Source organism: Xanthomonas sp. F14, assembly GCF_014199865.1.
Genome location: NZ_JACHOM010000001.1, coordinates 969903 through 986697, shown reverse-complemented (window position 1 = coordinate 986697; position 16795 = coordinate 969903). Strand labels below are relative to the sequence as shown.

16 protein-coding genes are annotated in these 16795 nt (G+C 66.3%); 6 read left to right on the top strand and 10 right to left on the bottom strand.

Annotated elements, in window-relative coordinates; all coding sequences use genetic code 11:
- The first annotated feature begins 95 nt into the window (after positions 1-95).
- The 6 genes from GGR73_RS04385 to GGR73_RS04360 all read left to right on the top strand — a co-directional run bounded on the left by GGR73_RS04385 (position 96) and on the right by GGR73_RS04360 (position 7096).
- The gene (locus GGR73_RS04385; RefSeq protein ID WP_054592451.1) at positions 96-1568 is read left to right on the top strand and encodes an amino acid permease; all 1473 of its coding nucleotides are present in this window, start codon (positions 96-98) and stop codon (positions 1566-1568) included.
- Positions 1569-1696: 128 nt separating this feature from the next.
- The gene (locus GGR73_RS04380; protein ID WP_184455791.1) at positions 1697-3127 is read left to right on the top strand and encodes an amino acid permease; all 1431 of its coding nucleotides are present in this window, start codon (positions 1697-1699) and stop codon (positions 3125-3127) included.
- Positions 3128-3743: 616 nt separating this feature from the next.
- A complete protein-coding gene (locus tag GGR73_RS04375) occupies positions 3744-4397 on the top strand; it encodes a methylthioribulose 1-phosphate dehydratase (RefSeq protein WP_016904399.1) in 654 nt (217 codons plus the stop codon).
- Between the two features lie 40 nt (positions 4398-4437).
- Positions 4438-5004 (top strand): 1,2-dihydroxy-3-keto-5-methylthiopentene dioxygenase, encoded by a 567-nt coding sequence (locus GGR73_RS04370; protein WP_024937737.1) that lies wholly within the window; start codon positions 4438-4440, stop codon positions 5002-5004.
- A gap of 2 nt (positions 5005-5006) precedes the next feature.
- Positions 5007-5705, top strand: coding sequence for an acireductone synthase (gene mtnC / locus GGR73_RS04365; protein WP_184455789.1), 699 nt, complete (start codon positions 5007-5009; stop codon positions 5703-5705).
- A gap of 314 nt (positions 5706-6019) precedes the next feature.
- Complete coding sequence (locus GGR73_RS04360; RefSeq protein WP_184455787.1) at positions 6020-7096, top strand: C13 family peptidase; 1077 nt, start codon at positions 6020-6022, stop codon at positions 7094-7096.
- A 276-nt stretch (positions 7097-7372) separates the two neighbouring features.
- Here the strand turns inward: GGR73_RS04360 and GGR73_RS04355 are convergent, their stop codons facing one another.
- From GGR73_RS04355 to GGR73_RS04310, 10 genes are all read right to left on the bottom strand, one after another.
- Entirely contained in the window at positions 7373-8959 is a 1587-nt protein-coding gene (locus GGR73_RS04355) for a calcineurin-like phosphoesterase family protein (RefSeq protein ID WP_184455785.1), read from the bottom strand.
- Between the two features lie 156 nt (positions 8960-9115).
- A complete protein-coding gene (hisIE, locus tag GGR73_RS04350) occupies positions 9116-9736 on the bottom strand; it encodes a bifunctional phosphoribosyl-AMP cyclohydrolase/phosphoribosyl-ATP diphosphatase HisIE (protein ID WP_184455784.1) in 621 nt (206 codons plus the stop codon).
- Positions 9726-10502: an imidazole glycerol phosphate synthase subunit HisF gene (gene hisF / locus GGR73_RS04345; protein ID WP_046342440.1), complete on the bottom strand. Its 777-nt coding sequence runs from the start codon at positions 10500-10502 to the stop codon at positions 9726-9728. Before hisF ends, hisIE begins: the two co-directional genes overlap by 11 nt.
- The gene (gene hisA, locus GGR73_RS04340) at positions 10496-11230 is read right to left on the bottom strand and encodes a 1-(5-phosphoribosyl)-5-[(5-phosphoribosylamino)methylideneamino]imidazole-4-carboxamide isomerase (RefSeq protein WP_184380239.1); all 735 of its coding nucleotides are present in this window, start codon (positions 11228-11230) and stop codon (positions 10496-10498) included. Before hisA ends, hisF begins: the two co-directional genes overlap by 7 nt.
- Complete coding sequence (gene hisH / locus GGR73_RS04335) at positions 11227-11829, bottom strand: imidazole glycerol phosphate synthase subunit HisH (protein ID WP_039521347.1); 603 nt, start codon at positions 11827-11829, stop codon at positions 11227-11229. The genes hisA and hisH overlap by 4 nt, the downstream gene beginning before the upstream one ends.
- A complete protein-coding gene (hisB, locus tag GGR73_RS04330; RefSeq protein ID WP_046342437.1) occupies positions 11826-12953 on the bottom strand; it encodes a bifunctional histidinol-phosphatase/imidazoleglycerol-phosphate dehydratase HisB in 1128 nt (375 codons plus the stop codon). Before hisB ends, hisH begins: the two co-directional genes overlap by 4 nt.
- Positions 12950-14041 carry a histidinol-phosphate transaminase gene (gene hisC, locus GGR73_RS04325; protein ID WP_184455782.1) on the bottom strand — a complete coding sequence of 364 codons (1092 nt, stop codon included), beginning with the start codon at positions 14039-14041 and terminating at the stop codon, positions 12950-12952. The genes hisB and hisC overlap by 4 nt, the downstream gene beginning before the upstream one ends.
- On the bottom strand, positions 14038-15333 hold the full coding sequence (hisD, locus tag GGR73_RS04320; RefSeq protein WP_184455780.1) for a histidinol dehydrogenase: 1296 nt from the start codon (positions 15331-15333) through the stop codon (positions 14038-14040). Before hisD ends, hisC begins: the two co-directional genes overlap by 4 nt.
- Positions 15330-16244, bottom strand: coding sequence for an ATP phosphoribosyltransferase (gene hisG / locus GGR73_RS04315; RefSeq protein ID WP_024937748.1), 915 nt, complete (start codon positions 16242-16244; stop codon positions 15330-15332). Before hisG ends, hisD begins: the two co-directional genes overlap by 4 nt.
- A 9-nt stretch (positions 16245-16253) precedes the next feature.
- Positions 16254-16580: a YerC/YecD family TrpR-related protein gene (locus GGR73_RS04310; protein ID WP_126966357.1), complete on the bottom strand. Its 327-nt coding sequence runs from the start codon at positions 16578-16580 to the stop codon at positions 16254-16256.
- Positions 16581-16795: the final 215 nt, after the last annotated feature.

Below are 16795 nucleotides of genomic sequence, written 5' to 3'. Positions count from 1 at the left end.
TTGGCAAGGTAGGCCGCTTGCCTGTCCCACCGGGACGCGGCGCACCACCTTCGCCCAGGCGCGCGCGCCTTAGTTGCCACTTAGGGATGTACCGAATGCTGAAGTCTCTGTTGAGGGTCAAACCGATCGAGCCCGCTGGACATGTCGACGGGGGCGAACCGGTCGAAGGCAGCCTGCAAGGCGAAGCCACCCTGCAACGCACCCTGACCGCCAAGCACCTGATCATGTTGGGAATCGGTGCGGTGATCGGCGCCGGCATCTTCGTGTTGACCGGCCAGGCCGCTGCCAACCATGCCGGCCCGGCGGTGATGCTGTCGTTCGTGTTCGCCGGCATCGCCTGTGCGTTCGCCGGCCTGTGCTACGCGGAGTTCGCGGCGATGATGCCGGTCTCCGGCAGCGCCTACTCGTATTCATATGCCACCCTCGGCGAGGGCATCGCCTGGTTCATCGGCTGGTGCCTGGTGCTGGAATACCTGTTCGCCGGCTCCAGCGTTGCGGTCGGCTGGTCCGCCTACCTGATCAGTTTCCTGACCGGAACGCTTGGATTGCCGTTCCCGGCCGAGCTGGCCGGCGCGCCACTGGCCTGGGACGGCCACAACTTTGTCAGCTCCGGCAACCTCATCAACCTGCCGGCCGTGCTGATCGTGGCTGCGGTGAGCATGCTGTGCTACGTCGGCGTCACTCAGTCGGCATTCGCCAACGCCATCGTGGTGGCGATCAAGGTGGTGGTGATCTGCCTGTTCGTCGGCTTCGGTATCGCCTACATCGACCCGGCCAACTGGCATCCCTTCATCCCGGAGAACACCGGGCCGGGCCAGTTCGGCTGGGACGGCGTGTTCCGCGCCGCCTCCATCGTGTTCTTCTCGTATATCGGCTTTGACGCGGTCTCCACCTCCGCCGGCGAGACCAAGGATCCGCAGAAGAACATGCCGATCGGCATTCTGGTATCGCTGGCGGTCTGCACCGTCATCTACATCATCGTCTGCGCGGTGCTGACCGGCCTGCTGCCCTACACCCAGCTCGGCACCGCCAAGCCGGTAGCCACCGCGCTGGAAGCGCACCCACAGCTGACCTGGCTCAAGACCGCGGTGGAGATCGGCGCGATCGCCGGCCTGTCCTCGGTGGTGCTGGTGATGCTGATGGCGCAGCCGCGCATCTTCTACACCATGGCCAAGGACGGGTTGATGCCCCGACTGTTCGGCAAGGTGCATCCGAAGTTCCATACCCCCTATGTCGGCACGATCTTCGTCGGCGTGGTCGCGGCGTTGCTGGCAGGGTTGATCCCGCTCAGCGTGCTGGGCGAGCTGGTGTCGATGGGTACCCTGCTCGCCTTCGCCACCGTGTGCGCCGGGGTGATGGTGCTGCGCTTCACCAAGCCGGATCTGCCGCGCCCGTTCCGAGTGCCGCTGGCGATGCTGATCTGCCCGCTGGGCGCGCTGGCCTGCCTGTTCCTGTTCTTCCAGGCCTTCCAGGAACACTGGAAGGTGTTCGTGGGCTGGACCGTGATCGGCCTGGTCATCTATTTCGGTTATGGCATTCGCCATAGCCGGCTGGCCCGCAAGGTTTGATTGCGAGTCCCTCGCAAGAGCCCGCACATCCGTGTGCGGGGATTTGACGACACGCGTCCTTCGCAACAGCCCGCACATCTCGCACACGCCCGCACCGCCATGTGCAGGGATTCAACAGGAACCGCTGCATGTTCAAGCAACTCTGGGCCACCAAGCACCCGCACGCCAGCCACGAGGCGGCCGACGGGCTGGGCCTGCAACGCGCACTCGGGCCGTGGGGGCTGACCGCCCTGGGTATCGGGGCGGTGATCGGCGGCGGCATCTTCGTCATCACCGGCCAGGCCGCGGCCGACCATGCCGGCCCGGCGATCATGCTGTCGTTCGTGCTGGCCGCGGTGTGCTGCGCGTTCTGCGCAATGGCCTACGCCGAGTTCGCGGCGATGGTGCCGGTATCCGGCAGCGCCTACACCTATACCTATGCCACCTTCGGCGAGTTGGCGGCCTGGTTCATCGGCTGGATGCTGGTGCTGGAGTACGGCGTGTCCGCCTCGGCGGTGGCGGTCAGCTGGACCGGCTATTTCCTCAGCCTGCTGGAACATTTCAACATTCACCTGCCGGCCGCCCTGGTCAGCGCGCCGCTGGACGGCAAGCTGCAGCGCACCGGCGCGATCGCCAACCTGCCTGCCGCCGGCATCGTGCTGCTGCTGACCTGGCTGTGCTACGTGGGCATCCGCAAGTCGTCAGCGATGAACATGGCGATGGTGATCCTCAAGACGGGGCTGATCCTGCTGGTGATCGCGGTGGGCTGGAAGTACGTGGATACCGCCAACTGGCACCCGTTCATTCCGGCCAACGAAGGTCCGGGCAAATACGGCATGGAAGGCGTGCTGCGCGGTGCGGCGATGGTGTTCTTCGCGTATATCGGCTTCGAGGCGGTGTCGGTGGCGGCGCAGGAGTCGCACCGCCCGCAACGCGACCTGCCAATCGGCATGATCCTGTCGCTGGTCATCTGCACCGTGCTGTACATCGCCATGGCGGCGGTGATGACCGGCCTGGTGCCCTACACCCTGCTCGGCACCGACGAGCCGGTGGTGACCGCGGTGGCGGCGCATCCGCAGCTGGCCTGGTTGCGCGTGGTGGTGGAAGTCGGCGCGCTGATCGGGCTGTCGTCGGTGGTGCTGGTGATGATCATCGGCCAGCCGCGCATCTTCATGATCATCGCGCGCGACGGGCTGCTGCCGTCGATCTTCACCCGCATCCATCCCAAGTACCGCACCCCGCACGTCAATACCGTGATCACCGGCGTGGGCATCGCCCTGCTGGCAGCGGTGTTCCCGCTGGATGTGCTGGGCGAGCTGACCTCGATGGGCACGCTGATCGCGTTCGCCGCGGTGTGCGCCGGCGTGCTGATCCTGCGCCGCACCCACCCGGAACTGCCGCGTCCGTTCCGCATGCCGGTGGCCTGGCTGATCTGCAGCGCTGGCGTGTTGAGCTGCCTGGCCCTGCTGTCGGCGATGACCCTGCACAACTGGATGCTGATGGGGGCGTGGACGCTGGTCGGGCTGGTGGTCTATTTCGGCTACGGTTACCGCCACAGCCGTCTGCGCGACGGTCGTTGATCACACGCATGGGCTGAGAGCGGCCGATAGAACGCCTGCGCGCCGGTCTATCGCAGAGCGGCTGATCTGGGCGGGCTGATCTGTAGCTTGGTTGGTGGGTGCTGGTCTGCGGCCTGGCTGCAGGGCCCTTGCCCGCCCACCGGCGCGGGACACGCCGCAAGTACGTCCCTGTAGGCTCTTACGCGGCATCCATGCCGCGTAAGGTCCCGCGACGGTGGGCGGGCAAGGACCAACCGGGATGATCGGTGTGCACAGTTGAAGAGCAGTAACCGCCGTGCGTAGTGCGCTTTGTTCGACACTGATGCGCCGGCTCGCGGTGCGACACGGGGGCGACAAGCGGCTTTTCATACGACCACCGATCAGCTTCCTGGTGCGGTGCCCTCGCCGGTTGCGGGACCCTTGGCGGCATGGATGCCGCCAAGGAGCCTCCATGGACGGATTCACGGCGTGTCCCGCAAGTGGTGAGGGCACCGCGCTCCCGACCAGCTAGGCATTTGACCTCTGCCAGGCGTGCGCTCCTCACGTTTTGTCGGCCGATCTGGGTACGGGTGTGGCGGGAACAAAACCCTGCTGCGCTGCACCTGACCGTAATCCGGCGGGGCAGTAGAATAGGTCCATGAATGCGACCACTGCCCCCCTGCCCTATAGCGCCGCGCGTCTGCACGAGCTGGCGCACCTGCTGATCGGCAATATCCGCGAACTGGCCCAGGCCGGCTGGACGCCGGCCACCAGCAGCAATTTCTCCCATCGCCTGGACGAACAGCACGCGGCGATCACCGTGTCCGGCCGCGACAAGGGCCGCCTGGTCGAAGAAGACATCATGGTGGTGGACTTCGATGGCCTGGCGGTTGGCCGTCCGTTGCGTCCGTCTGCGGAAACGCTGCTGCACACCCAGCTGTATCGCCGCTTCCCCGAGATCGGCTGCGTGCTGCACACGCATTCGCCGGTGCAGACCATTGCCTCGCGGCTGTACGCCGGCAGCGGCATGATCCGGCTGGAGGGCTATGAGCTGTTGAAAGCCTTCGAAGGCAACACCACACATGAAACGGCAGTGGACGTGCCGGTGTTCGCCAATACGCAGGACATGCAGGTGCTGGCCGCGCAGGTCGAGGCCCTGCTGGACAAACAGAGCCTGTGGGGGTATCTCATCGAAGGACACGGTCTGTATGCCTGGGGCCGCAACATGGCCGAGGCGCGCCGTCACCTGGAGGCCTTCGAATTCCTGCTGCATTGCGAACTCGAACTGCTGAAGCTGCGCGGCCCGCGCTGAGTCCTCGCCACCTCCCCCCTTCCTTGTGAGCCAGATCGCCATGAGCCGACTTCGCATCTACAACGATTCCGATCCCAACCTGCCACAGCTCGATAGCCGCGACGGCGAGCAGATTGCCGCCGAGCTGAGCAAGATCGGCGTGACCTTCGAGCGCTGGAAGGCCAATCAGCCGATCGAGCCGGGCGCATCACCCGAGCAGGTGATGGCAGCCTACCGCGAGGATATCGAGCGGCTCAGCGCCGAGCGCGGCCTGAAGACCGTCGATGTGGTCAGCATCGCGCCGGACAATCCCAAGCGCGAGGAAATGCGCGCCAAGTTCCTGGACGAGCACTTCCACAAGGAAGACGAGGTGCGCTTCTTCGTCGCCGGCTCGGGCCAGTTCACGCTGCACGTGGACAACAAGGTCTACGAGATCGAATGCGTGAAGGACGACCTGATCGCCGTGCCCGACAGCACCCTGCACTGGTTCGACATGGGGCCGGAGCCGCACTTCGTGGCGATCCGCTTCTTCACCGAGCCCGATGGCTGGGTCGGCCACTTCACCGGCACCGAAATCGCCCAACAATTCCCCCGCTACGCCCCCGAGAAACCTCCAAAGGCCAGCTGACGATGACACAACCGCAAGCGATCCTCACCGATATCGAAGGCACCACCAGCAGCATCTCGTTCGTCAAGGACGTGTTGTTTCCGTATGCGCGCCGCGCCATGCCGGCCTACGTGCAGGAGCACGGCGGTCACCCGCAGGTGCGGCACTGGCTCAACCAGGTGGCCGACGAGATCGGCGAGGACGTACCGGACGAAGTCCTGGTCAGCACCCTGCAGACCTGGATCGACGAGGATCGCAAGCACACTGCGCTCAAGGCGCTGCAGGGGATGATCTGGAGCGACGGCTACAAGACCGCCGACTTCACCGCGCACATCTATGCCGATGCAGCGATCCAGCTGCAGGCCTGGCATGCGGCCGGCATTCCGCTGTACGTGTATTCGTCCGGCTCGGTGCCGGCGCAGAAGCTGTTCTTCGCCCATAGCGATGCCGGCGACCTGAGCGCGCTGGTCACCGACTGGTTCGATACCGAAGTCGGCCCCAAGCGCGAGAGCGCCAGCTACCGCCGTATCGCCGAACGCATCGGCGTGCCGCCGGGCGAAATCCTGTTCCTGTCGGACGTGATCGAAGAGCTGGACGCCGCCAAGCGTGTCGGCATGCGTACCGCGTTGCTGGACCGTCGCGAGGATTACCCGACCCCACGCTCGGCCGACGAGATCGGCAGCCACCAGCGCGTGGAAAGTTTCACCGAGCTGGCGCTGTAGGCGCGATCTGCAAGTCCGCTGCGCTCATCCTCGGGTGAGCGCAGTCGTTACTCCGCGTTGCATGCGCTCCTGATGCATTGCGGTTCAAGCGCGCCGTGCGCACCCGCCTGACGGCAGGCTCGCGGCGCTGTTGCAGGCGTGGCTCAGCCGACCTTGTCGATGCGCAGTGGCGAGACTTGGCAGGCCTGCTGCAGGCAACGTGTTCTGCAAGATGTGCTTGAAGCGGATCGATGGACGTTGTGCAACGTCATGGCCTGCGTTGCGATCACTGCGCCCAGGCGCTCCACCCGTCCTCCCAGACCTCGGCGTTTGTCATGTCGCTGCACTCCCCCTTCGAACCGAACGCCTTGTTGCGGCGACTCTCCTTGTTGATCTTCATCGTGGCCTTGATGGCCGGCTGTCATCCCGATGCCGGTGCCGCACTGCCGAACCAGGCGGCGGCAGGCAAGGATGAGGTCGACCCGGTCGACCAGGCGGCGCTTGCGCAGGCATTGAACGCGCTGCAGCCACAGCGTCCTGGGGTGACCGACCTGTATGTGGTCGGCTTCGCCGGCGATGCCAGCGACGATGTGTTTCGCAACGAGACGCTCTACCTCAGGCAGCTGTTCGAACAACGCTTCGCTGCGCGCGGCCGCGTGGTGACGCTGGTCAACAACCCCGACAATCTGGGCGAGCAGCCGTACGCACCGCTGGCAACCTATGACAACCTGTACGACACGCTCGCCGCAATCGGCAAGCGCATGGATCGCAAGCAAGACGCGCTGCTGCTGTTCGTCACCACCCATGGCACCGAAGACCACACGCTGTACGTGCAGGTGGACCAGGACGAGGAAGACTTCATCAGCCCGCAGGATCTGCGCCAGGCACTCGACGATGCCGGCATCGGCAATCGCATCATCGTGCTGTCGGCCTGCTACTCGGGTGGCTTCATTCCGGCGCTGCGTTCGCCCGACACGCTGATCCTCACCGCCGCGCGCGCGGACCGACCCTCGTTCGGCTGCGGCAACACCTCCAATGCAACCTACTTCGGCCAGGCCTGGCTGATCGATGCGATGAACCGCAGCGACGACCCGCTGGCCGCGTTCGATATGGCCAGGACGGCGATCACTGCGCGTGAGAAGCAGGAAGGCGAACTGCCGTCGTTGCCGCAGCAATCGCTCGGCAAGCGCATTGCGCCGGTGCTGGCACGCTGGCGTGCAGGGCTACATGCAGGCGCGGCCGTAGCCTACCCGTATCCGCCGCTGGAGACCGCTCCGGATGCCGGGCAGGACCAGGATCCGGAATCCGATCCCGATAGCAGGTCGCTGGACGACCCGACCAAGGTCAAGGTGCCGGCCGCACCGGCCAGCCCGCGCAAACCGTCGCCCGTGCCGGCACCCGCGACGCCATGAAGATTGCCACGCGCTGAGACTAATTCTCATTTCGTCAGCGCTGGCGCAGCCTCGCTACACTCGCCCGGCCAGCCAGCTCACGCCAGCCAGCATCGATCCCCGCCAGCGCGCCATCGCCTGCCAGCCCGGGTCCCAAAACGCCTCCCTCGTGGAGGCGTTTGTGTTTCCGGCAATAGGGTTCAAGCGTCGAACGAACCAACAACCAATCACCGTAGGAGCGCATTGATGCGCGACGGGCTCCACCCAAGAACCCCCGGCACCACGCACGCCTCCCTATCAGGGATCGGCGCGCTGCAAGCGATATACCGTGCGTGCGCTGTACTGCCCGGTCGGCAGCGATGCGCGTACATCCACCGCGTGCTCGCCCACTTCCAGCGTGGTCGGCAACGCACCACGCCATAGATGCGTGGACGGCGTGGCCTCGGGCGAGCGGTCGTAGCCGCGCAATTGCTCGGCCGCATCGTCGCGCACGTTCTCGGCCAGCAGGCGCGGATCGGCGCGCTCCACCCGCTTCATCGGCTGCCATGCGCCATTGTCGATGCGCATCTCGACGAGGGTGTCGTCCTGGCCCATGAAGACATTGGCGTAGATCCCCCAGGCCGCATACGCACCCTGGCGCAGCACCTTGGGCGCGTGCAGCAGCAGTTGCGCATCATCGACCGAACGCGCGACGTGATAGGCCAGCGTGTAGTCGCCGCCGGGCGCGACCCGCAGCACCGCGTACCCGTTCGGCGTGCCGTCGCTCATCGTCGCGTCGGGAATGCCGTCGGCATCCTTGGCACCGGACCAGAACGCCCCGCAGGCCGCGCCGACGTTGTATTCGTGCAGCGGGCGGGCGCCCTGCCAACCTTCGTCGGCGCCGTGATCGACCTGTCGCTGGGTATGGCTGTGTGCGCTGAGCACCAGCACATGCGGAAAATCCTTCAACAAGGCGAACAGGCGGCGACGATCGACATGCCGGAAGGTCTCCTGCCCCGGCGCCGCGTCGAACAACGGAATATGCATGCCCAGCACCAGCAGCCGCTCGCGCGGCAGCTGCGCCAGATAGGCCTGCAGGAACGTGAACTGATCCTCGCGCAAGCCGCCCACATAAGCCGGTTTGCCGCCTGGCGTATAGATCACATCGTCCAGGAACACGAAGCTGGCGTTGGCCTCTTCCACCGCATAGGTGTCCGGGCCATAGACCGCACGCCAGCTGTCGAGCGAATGCGCATCGTCGCCCGCGTCGACGTTGAGATCGTGATTGCCCGGCACATGGAACCACGGCACCCCCAATTGGGTGGTGACCTTGTTCAAGGCCGGGTACAGGCTCAGATCGTCGCTGACGATATCGCCCAGCGTGGTGCCCAGCCTGGCCGAGGTCTTGCCGACGATCGGTGCCACGATATCGCGCTGGTAGTAGCCCACGTCGGTCAGGCTGGCGGTCTGGCTGTCGGCAAACACCAGCATCTGGAAGCCTTCCTTGCCGGCACTGGCGCGCGGGGTCAGCGCAAAATCCCAGTGCTGCGTATTGCGCCCGGTTGCAGCGATGCCTGGATACTTGCGCTTGGCCGAGCCCTTGGGCGCGTAGTGACGCCAGAAACCCGGCAGTCCGTCGGCGGCTGGCACGAAGCTGCGCTCGCCCGGTTTGATCACGAACACCGTCTGCCCGTCACGCACCGGCAGGCGATAGCGGCCTTGCGCGTCGGTACGCACCAGTTGCTCGCCGTTGGAGACCGCTACATCGGCAATGCCCGGCTCATCGGCGCTGCGCCCGGCACGCCCGTCGCGTTCTTCGTAGACGGTGCCATCGACCACGGCATCGCGCGCGTAGGCGCTTCCCGCGAGCACACCCAGGGCCAACAGAGCGAAGCGAAGCTGCATGCGTTTTCCCGCGCGAAGATCAGCGGAAATTGTACCCGCCCTCGCCAGGCGCACGGCGCGAAAGACACGCCGACACTTTCCGTAGGAGCGCACCCGGGCGCGACGGGCATTACCGATAACGCCCGTCGCGCCCGGGTGCGCTCCTACATGACTACGTTACTTGTGCCGCGACTCCAACAGCGCCACCGCATCGCCCAGGCCCAGCCCGCGCGCACGCAGCAGCACGATCAGGTGATACAGCAGATCGGCAGACTCGCCGAGCAACTCGGCATCGCCCTGCACCACGCCGGCCAGCGCGGTTTCCACGCCCTCCTCGCCCACCTTCTGCGCGATGCGGCGGATGCCCTGTTCGAACAGCTTGGTGGTGTAGCTGCCGTGCGGGCGCTCCTGCTCGCGCGTGGCGATCAAGGCATCCAGGCTGCCGAGGAACTGGCCGGGCGCGTCCGGAAAGCAGCTAATGCGGCCCAGATGGCAGGTCGGCCCGTGCGGGCGCGCCTGCACCAGCAGCGTGTCGGCGTCGCAATCGGTCTCGATCGACACCACCCGCAACACGTTGCCCGAGCTCTCGCCCTTGGTCCACAGGCGCTGCTTGCTACGGCTGAAGAAGGTCACTTCGCCACGCTGCTGCGTCACCGCCAGCGCTTCGGCGTTCATGTAGCCCAGCATCAGCACGCGCAGGTTGTCGGCGTCCTGCACGACCACCGGCAACAGGCCCTCGCCCTTGCTCCAGTCCAGCGCGGCGAGCGCGTCGCCCGCTGTCATCTCGTTACTGCCCATCACGTACCTCGATCTGTTGCGCGCGCAAAAATTGCTTGAGTGCCGGGATCGGAATCGCTCCGCTGTGAAACACACTTGCCGCCAGCGCGCCATCGACATCGGCCTGGTCGAACACGTCGGCAAAATGCTGCATCTCGCCAGCACCGCCGGAGGCGATCAACGGCACGCTGCAGAGTGCACGCACCTGACGCAATTGCGCGATGTCGTAACCGCGCCGCACGCCGTCGTTGTCCATGCAGTTGAGCACGATCTCGCCCGCACCCAGGCGCTGCGCTTCGGCCACCCAGTCCAGCGTTCGCATCGGCAAGGCCTGGGTCTTGCTCGGGTCGCCGGTATAGCGACGCACCCTCCACTGCCCATCGTCCTCACGAATCGAGTCGACACCGACCACCACGCACTGCACGCCGAAGGCGTCGGCCAGCTCGGAGATCAACTGCGGCCTGCCGAGCGCCGGCGAGTTGATCGAAATCTTGTCGGCACCGGCGTGCAGCACCGCGCGCGCGGTTTCGACATTACCGATGCCGCCGGCCACGCAGAACGGGATATCGATCAGCCGCGCCACCCGCTCGACCCAGGTGTAGTCGACCGAGCGCCCTTCCGGGCTGGCACCGATGTCGTAGAACACCAGTTCGTCTGCGCCCTGGTCGCGGTAGCGCAGCGCCAGTTCGACGATGTCGCCCATGTCGATGTGGTCGCGGAACTTGACGCCCTTGACCACGCGCCCGTCGCGCACGTCCAGGCACGGAATGATGCGGCGGCTCAGCATGCCAGTGCCTCCTTCAATGCCAGATGCCCTTCCAGCAAGGCCTTGCCGAGCACGATGCCCGCGCAGCCGGCAGCCTTGGCGGCCGCGACATCGGCCAGGTTGCGCGCACCGCCGGACACCTGCACCTGCAACTGCGGCGCCAGCGTGCGCAGGTGCGCGTACAAATCCATATTCGGGCCGGACAGCATGCCGTCGCGTGCGATGTCGGTGCACAGCAGATGCTGCAGGCCGGCCTGCGCGTAACGTACGGCCAACTGATCCAGCGTGGCCTCGGCGGGCTCGGTCCAGCCGTGCACCGGCAACTGCCATACGCCGTCGGCGTCCTGGCGCGTGTCCAGCGCGATGGTCAACCGATCGGCGCCAAATTCCTGCAGCCATTCGATGACGCTGTCGGGCTGGCGCACCGCCAACGAGCCGATCACCACGCGTGCGGCGCCGGCATCGAGGATACGCGCCACATCGGCGCGTGAGCGAACGCCACCACCGGTCTGCACCCGCAAGCCGGTGGCACGTGCAATCTCGCCCAGCGTGGTGGCCAGCGTGTAACCACCGGCCTTTGCCGCATCCAGATCGACCAGATGCATCCACCGCGCGCCGGCATCGGCAAACGCCTGCGCGCGCGGCAGCACATCGTCGCCGTACTGCGTCTCGCGTGCGTAGTCGCCTTGCAGCAGGCGCACCACGCGGCCGTTGCGGATATCCAGGGCCGGGTAAACGGTGAAACTCATGGGAAGCTCATCTCAAGAAAATTGCGCAGGATGCGTGCACCGGTTTCGGCCGAACGCTCGGGGTGGAACTGCGCGCCGCAGCGCAGGCCTTGCTGCACCACCGCCGTGAACAGACCGCCGTGATCGCAGGCGGCCACGGTGTCGGCCGTCACCGGCGCGGCATAACCATGCACGAAATACGCACTGGCACGCTCCGGCAGGCCGTCCAGCAGCGCGGACGCGCGCATCGGCACCAGCTGATTCCAACCCATATGCGGTACGCGAATGCCGAGCGCCGGCGTCATGTGACGCACGATGCCCGGCAGCAAGCCTAGGCAATCGACATCGCCTTCTTCGGAATGTTCGAACAGCAATTGCATCCCTAAGCAGATGCCGATCAGCGGCACCTGCAGTTGTCGCAACGGCTCAACCAGGCCCTGTGCGCGCAGGCGCGACATCGCTTCGGGCGCAGCGCCGACGCCAGGCAGGATCACCCGCTGCGCGCCCTGCAACCCGGCTGCATCGCGTACCAGCCGCGCTTCCACGCCCAGCCGCTCCAACGCGTAGCGCACCGAGCCCAGGTTGGCGCCGCCGGCATCGATCAACGCGACATCGGTCATAGCGCACCCTTGGTGGTGGGCAACGCGGTGCCTTCGCGACGGATCGCCTGGCGCAACGCACGTGCCAGGGCCTTGAAGCAGGCTTCGACCTTGTGGTGATCGTTTTCGCCGCGCACGCTCAGGTGCAGGTTCAAACCGGAGGCATCGCAGATCGAACGGAAGAAATGCGGCACCAGTTCGGTCGGCATGTCGCCCACACGTTCGCGTTTGAACTCGCCTTCGAACACGAAGTACGGCCGGCCACTGAAATCCAGCGCGGCACTGGCGATGGTTTCGTCCATCGGCAGCGTGAAACCATGCTGCGCGGTGGCGCCGGCCACGCGCCACGGGCTGTCATCGGGATCGAAGCCGTAACGGCCGATGCCGCGCTTGTCGCCCAGCGCTTCGCGCAGCGCTTGGCCCAGCGCCAGACCGGTGTCTTCGATGGTGTGGTGCTCGTCGATGTGCAGGTCGCCTTCGGCACGGATGTCCAGCGCAAAGCCGCCGTGCTTGCCGATCTGCTCCAGCATGTGATCGAAGAACGGCAGGCCGGTTGCGGTCTTCGGCTCGGCCACACGGTCCAGATCCAGTTCGACGCGGATTTTGGTTTCCTTCGTGTTGCGTTGAACCACCGCACGCCTTGGCGCATCGGCCAGCTCGTGTGCGATGCCGGGCCAGTCCCACTCGCCACCGAACTCGTCGGTGCGCAACTGGAAGCCACGGATATTGAGGTTCTGCGCGAACTGGATGTCGGTGATGCGGTCGCCCACCATTGCCGAGCGTGCCCAGTCGATCGTGCGGTCCTGCAGGTAAGGCACCATCAGGCCGACACCGGGTTTGCGCGTGGGCGCGTTGTCGGCCGGCCAGCTGCAATCAATCAACACTTCGCGGAACACGATGCCCTGGCTGGCGAAGATCTGCAGCATCAGGTTGTTGGGGCCATCGAAGGACGCGCGCGGATAGCTGTCGCTGCCCAGCCCGTCCTGGTTACTGACGATGACGAACTGATAGCCGGCATCGCGCAACTTCAGCATCGCCGGAATCACGTTGTCGACCAGGCGCAGTTTTTCATAGGCGTCGATCTGGTAATCGGCCGGCTCGGTGATCAGCGTGCCGTCGCGGTCGACGAAAAGAATCGGGGTCATGCGGCGGCCTCCTGCTTGCGTTGCAGCGCGCTCAGCACGCGCTCGTTCTGTTCGGGCGTGCCCAGGGTGATGCGCAGCGCATCGGACAGCTGCGCAACCGCGCGTTGGTCGCGTACCACCACACCGGCCTCCAGCAGCGCCTGGAATGCCGCTTCGGCATCGTCGAAGCGCACCAGCAGGAAGTTGCCCTGCGAGGGATACACCTGACGCACACCGGCAAGCTGCTCGAGCGCCTGGTGCACGCGCGTGCGCTCGCTGCGCACCTCGGCGATGCGCCGACGCGTGACCTCCAGCGCAGGCGCCGACAAGGCCTGCTCGGCCATTGCCGCGCACGGCGTCGGCACCGGGTACGGCGCCTGGCAGCGCCGCAGCAGGGCGATCAGCTCGGCGTTGGCGATCAGGCTGCCGATGCGCGCCGCTGCCAGCGCATGCGCCTTGGACAGCGTGCGCAACACCGCCAGATTGTCGTAGCGCGCAAGCAGGCTCACAGCCGATGGCACATCGGAGAATTCGCCGTAGGCCTCGTCGACCACCACCAGCGCCTTGCCCTGTAGGGCCTGCACGACGGTTTCGATCGCGTCCAGGGCAATCGCCGAGCCGGCCGGGTTGGACGGCGAACACAGGAACACCAGCTTGGCCTGCGAGGCCAGCGCTGCCGCGACGATCGCCGGAATATCCGCGTGGAAACCCGCAGGCCCGTCCACCAGCGGCACCTCGACCAGGGGTGCGTTCTGCAGGCGTGCGCACACCGCGTACATGCCGAACACCGGCGGCGTCACCACCACCGCATCGCGCCCGGGGGCGCACAGGCCGCGCACCAGCAGATCGATCGCCTCGTCGCTGCCGCGGCCGATCAACAGCTGCTCGGGCGCGCAGCCGTACAGCGCCGCCAGGGCGCTGCGTAAACCCTTGGGTTGCGGATCCGGATACCGCCGCGTGCTTGCGCCCGGGTCGGCCGGATTGCCCCAGGCCGACTCGTTGGCGTTGAGCCACACATCGCCCTGCAAGGCGCTGGTGCGTGCCGACGAATAGCCGGCGAACGCACGCAGGTCCTCGCGCACCAGATCCAGAATCGATGACGTGTTCATGCTGCCACTCCCATGCGCAATGCCACTGCATTGGCGTGCGCATCCAGGCCTTCGGCGCGCGCCAGAATCAGCGCGCATGCGCCGATGCCGTCGATGCCTGCCTTGCTGGCCGCCTGCACGCTGACCATGTTCTGGAAGCTTGCCACGCTCACGCCGCTGTAGGCGCGCGCCGCGCCGCTGGTCGGCAACACATGGTTGGTGCCGCTGCAGTAATCGCCCAATGCTTCGGGCGTGTAATCGCCGAGAAACACCGAGCCAGCCGCTTCGACCTGGCTCAGCCACGCACGCGGCTCGCGCAACGCGAGAATCAAATGCTCAGGTGCATAGCGGTTGCTGATCGCAAACGCCTCGTCCAGGGTCTGCACCTTGATCAGGCGCGATTGCGCCAGCGCCTGGCGTGCGATCCCGGCGCGCGACAGTTGCGCCAGTTGGGCATCGAGCTCCACCTGCACCGCCGCGATCAGCGCATCGCTATCGGACAACAACAGGACCTGCGAGTCCGGGCCGTGTTCGGCCTGCGACAGCAGATCGGCGGCAACGAAGGCCGGCTGCGCACCGGCATCGGCAATCACCAGCACTTCGGACGGACCGGCCGGCATGTCGATGGCCGCCGCGCCGGACTGCGCCACCTGCTGCTTGGCTTCGGTGACGAAGCTGTTGCCCGGGCCGAACAGCTTGTCGCAACTCGGAACCGATTCGCTGCCATACGCCATTGCCGCAATCGCCTGCGCACCGCCGAGCTTGAACACCCGGCGCACGCCGGTCAGCTGCGCGGCGACCAGCACCGCCGGGTCCACGCTGCCGTCCTTGCGCGGCGGCGTGCACAACACCACCTCGCGGCATCCGGCCAGACGTGCCGGCACGCCCAGCATCAGCGCAGTCGACGGCAACGGCGCACTGCCGGCCGGCACGTACAGGCCGACCCGGCCGATCGGCCGCACGATCTTTTCGCACACCACGCCCGGCGCGGTCTCCACCGCATACCCCTCGCTCATGCCGGCGCGGTGGAAGGTGTCGATGCGCGCCACCGCATCCTGCATGGCCTGACGCAGTTCCGGCGCCACCGCCGCTTCGGCGGCAGCGAATTCGGCCTCGCTCACGGCAAAGCTGTCCAGCGCCACGCCATCGAAACGCGCGGTGATCTCGCGCAAGGCGGCATCGCCGCGTGTGCGCACATCGGCAATCAATGCAGCCACCGCGTCGCGCGTCTGCGTGGCCACGGTCTGCACCGGGCGGGTCAATGCCTGCGTCCGCGCAGCGGCATCCAGTTGCGACCAATCGAGAATATTCATGCCAGCGAGCGCTCCACCGTCAACACCATCAGACCTTGCGCACCTGCGCGTTCGAGTTCTTCCAAGCGTTGCCAAGTCACCGCGCCATGACACATGGTCTGCAGGCGCAACGCGCCGTTGCCATCGTCGGGCAGTTGCACCAGCGGCTCGGCATCGGGCAGCAGACGGCGCAGCGCATCCACGTTGCCGTGTTCAGCGCGGAACATCAGCAGCTTGCTGTCGCGCAGCTTGAGCACACCGTCCATGCGCCGCAACAGCATCGCCAGCAGCGCGGCGCGTGCGTCGGCCGGCTCGCGCACCGCACCGGCCAGCACTGCTTCGCTCTCCATCACCAGCTCGACCGGCTTGAGCTGGTTGGCGGCCAGGGTGGCGCCGCTGGAAACCAGATCGCAAATCAAATCGGCGGTGCCCAGGCGCGGGGCGATCTCCACCGAGCCGGACAGCTCCACCACCGCCGCGTCGATGCCCTGGCGCTCCAGCCAGTCGGCCAGGATTGACGGGTAGCTGGTGGCGATGCGCTTGCCGGCCAGTTGCGCCACGCCCTGCCAGTCCCACTCTTCCGGCACCGCGAGCATCAACCGGCACTGGCCGAAACCGACTCCGCGCACCGCGTGATACGCGGCCGGCAGGCCGTTGCGGCGTCGCTCGGATGCCTGCTCTTCGAGTTCGTTCTGGCCAACGATGCCCAGATCGCAGACGCCATCGGCGATCAGGCCGGGGATGTCGTCATCGCGCACCAGCAGCAGGTCCACCGGCAGCGATTCGCCGTAGCAGAACAGCTTGTCGCGGCTCTGCCGCCAGCTCAGCCCGCAGGCCGCCAGCAGGCTGCGCGCCGGTTCGGCCAGACGGCCGCTCTTCTGGATGGCGATACGCAACCGGTCACGTGCCGGTGCTGCCGTGGAAGCACTCATCTTGTTCTCTCAGTGGGATTTGACAGGGCGCGACGATTGCTCGCGCAGGGCCTCGGCATAGCCGCCGGCGCCATGTTCCAGGGTGCGCGCAACGCGCCCGATGGTGGTCACGCTGACCTGGGTCAGCTCGTGGATTTCGCGATACGGCACGCCCTTGATCAACAAGGGCACCACCCGCCAGCGGTCGGACATGGCCTCCAGCTCGGCGGGCGTGCACAGGTCGCGCAGAAAGGCCTCGACCGCGCCGGGTTCCTTCAGGCACGCCAGCGCATCGGCCAGCATCTTGAGGGAGGCGGCGGCATCGGCACTTTCGCGGGGGGCAGGTCGTTGTTTCATTGCGTTAATGTAATAGCGTGTTAGCACATTAACGCAAAGCAGCCGGGTTGTCACCGCCTTCCAGACTTACAGTTCAGGAAACGAGACAGGGGCCCTGCGCTGATGCAGCGCAGAACCGGGCATTTTTCTAGTGGTGTCGGACGAAGCGCGCTCCAGACGTACCCGTGCCGGGCGAGACCAAGCTGTACAGAATCGGCTCTGAACTACGCGGCAGG

Bases quoted from the DNA above. Each gene is read 5' to 3' on its own strand.
- GGR73_RS04385 (WP_054592451.1), top strand. From the start codon at position 96: ATGCTGAAGTCTCTGTTGAGGGTCAAACCGATCGAGCCCGCTGGACAT.
- GGR73_RS04380 (WP_184455791.1), top strand. From the start codon at position 1,697: ATGTTCAAGCAACTCTGGGCCACCAAGCACCCGCACGCCAGCCACGAG.
- GGR73_RS04375 (WP_016904399.1), top strand. From the start codon at position 3,744: ATGAATGCGACCACTGCCCCCCTGCCCTATAGCGCCGCGCGTCTGCAC.
- GGR73_RS04370 (WP_024937737.1), top strand. From the start codon at position 4,438: ATGAGCCGACTTCGCATCTACAACGATTCCGATCCCAACCTGCCACAG.
- mtnC (WP_184455789.1), top strand. From the start codon at position 5,007: ATGACACAACCGCAAGCGATCCTCACCGATATCGAAGGCACCACCAGC.
- GGR73_RS04360 (WP_184455787.1), top strand. From the start codon at position 6,020: ATGTCGCTGCACTCCCCCTTCGAACCGAACGCCTTGTTGCGGCGACTC.
- GGR73_RS04355 (WP_184455785.1), bottom strand. From the start codon at position 8,959: ATGCAGCTTCGCTTCGCTCTGTTGGCCCTGGGTGTGCTCGCGGGAAGC.
- hisIE (WP_184455784.1), bottom strand. From the start codon at position 9,736: ATGGGCAGTAACGAGATGACAGCGGGCGACGCGCTCGCCGCGCTGGAC.
- hisF (WP_046342440.1), bottom strand. From the start codon at position 10,502: ATGCTGAGCCGCCGCATCATTCCGTGCCTGGACGTGCGCGACGGGCGC.
- hisA (WP_184380239.1), bottom strand. From the start codon at position 11,230: ATGAGTTTCACCGTTTACCCGGCCCTGGATATCCGCAACGGCCGCGTG.
- hisH (WP_039521347.1), bottom strand. From the start codon at position 11,829: ATGACCGATGTCGCGTTGATCGATGCCGGCGGCGCCAACCTGGGCTCG.
- hisB (WP_046342437.1), bottom strand. From the start codon at position 12,953: ATGACCCCGATTCTTTTCGTCGACCGCGACGGCACGCTGATCACCGAG.
- hisC (WP_184455782.1), bottom strand. From the start codon at position 14,041: ATGAACACGTCATCGATTCTGGATCTGGTGCGCGAGGACCTGCGTGCG.
- hisD (WP_184455780.1), bottom strand. From the start codon at position 15,333: ATGAATATTCTCGATTGGTCGCAACTGGATGCCGCTGCGCGGACGCAG.
- hisG (WP_024937748.1), bottom strand. From the start codon at position 16,244: ATGAGTGCTTCCACGGCAGCACCGGCACGTGACCGGTTGCGTATCGCC.
- GGR73_RS04310 (WP_126966357.1), bottom strand. From the start codon at position 16,580: ATGAAACAACGACCTGCCCCCCGCGAAAGTGCCGATGCCGCCGCCTCC.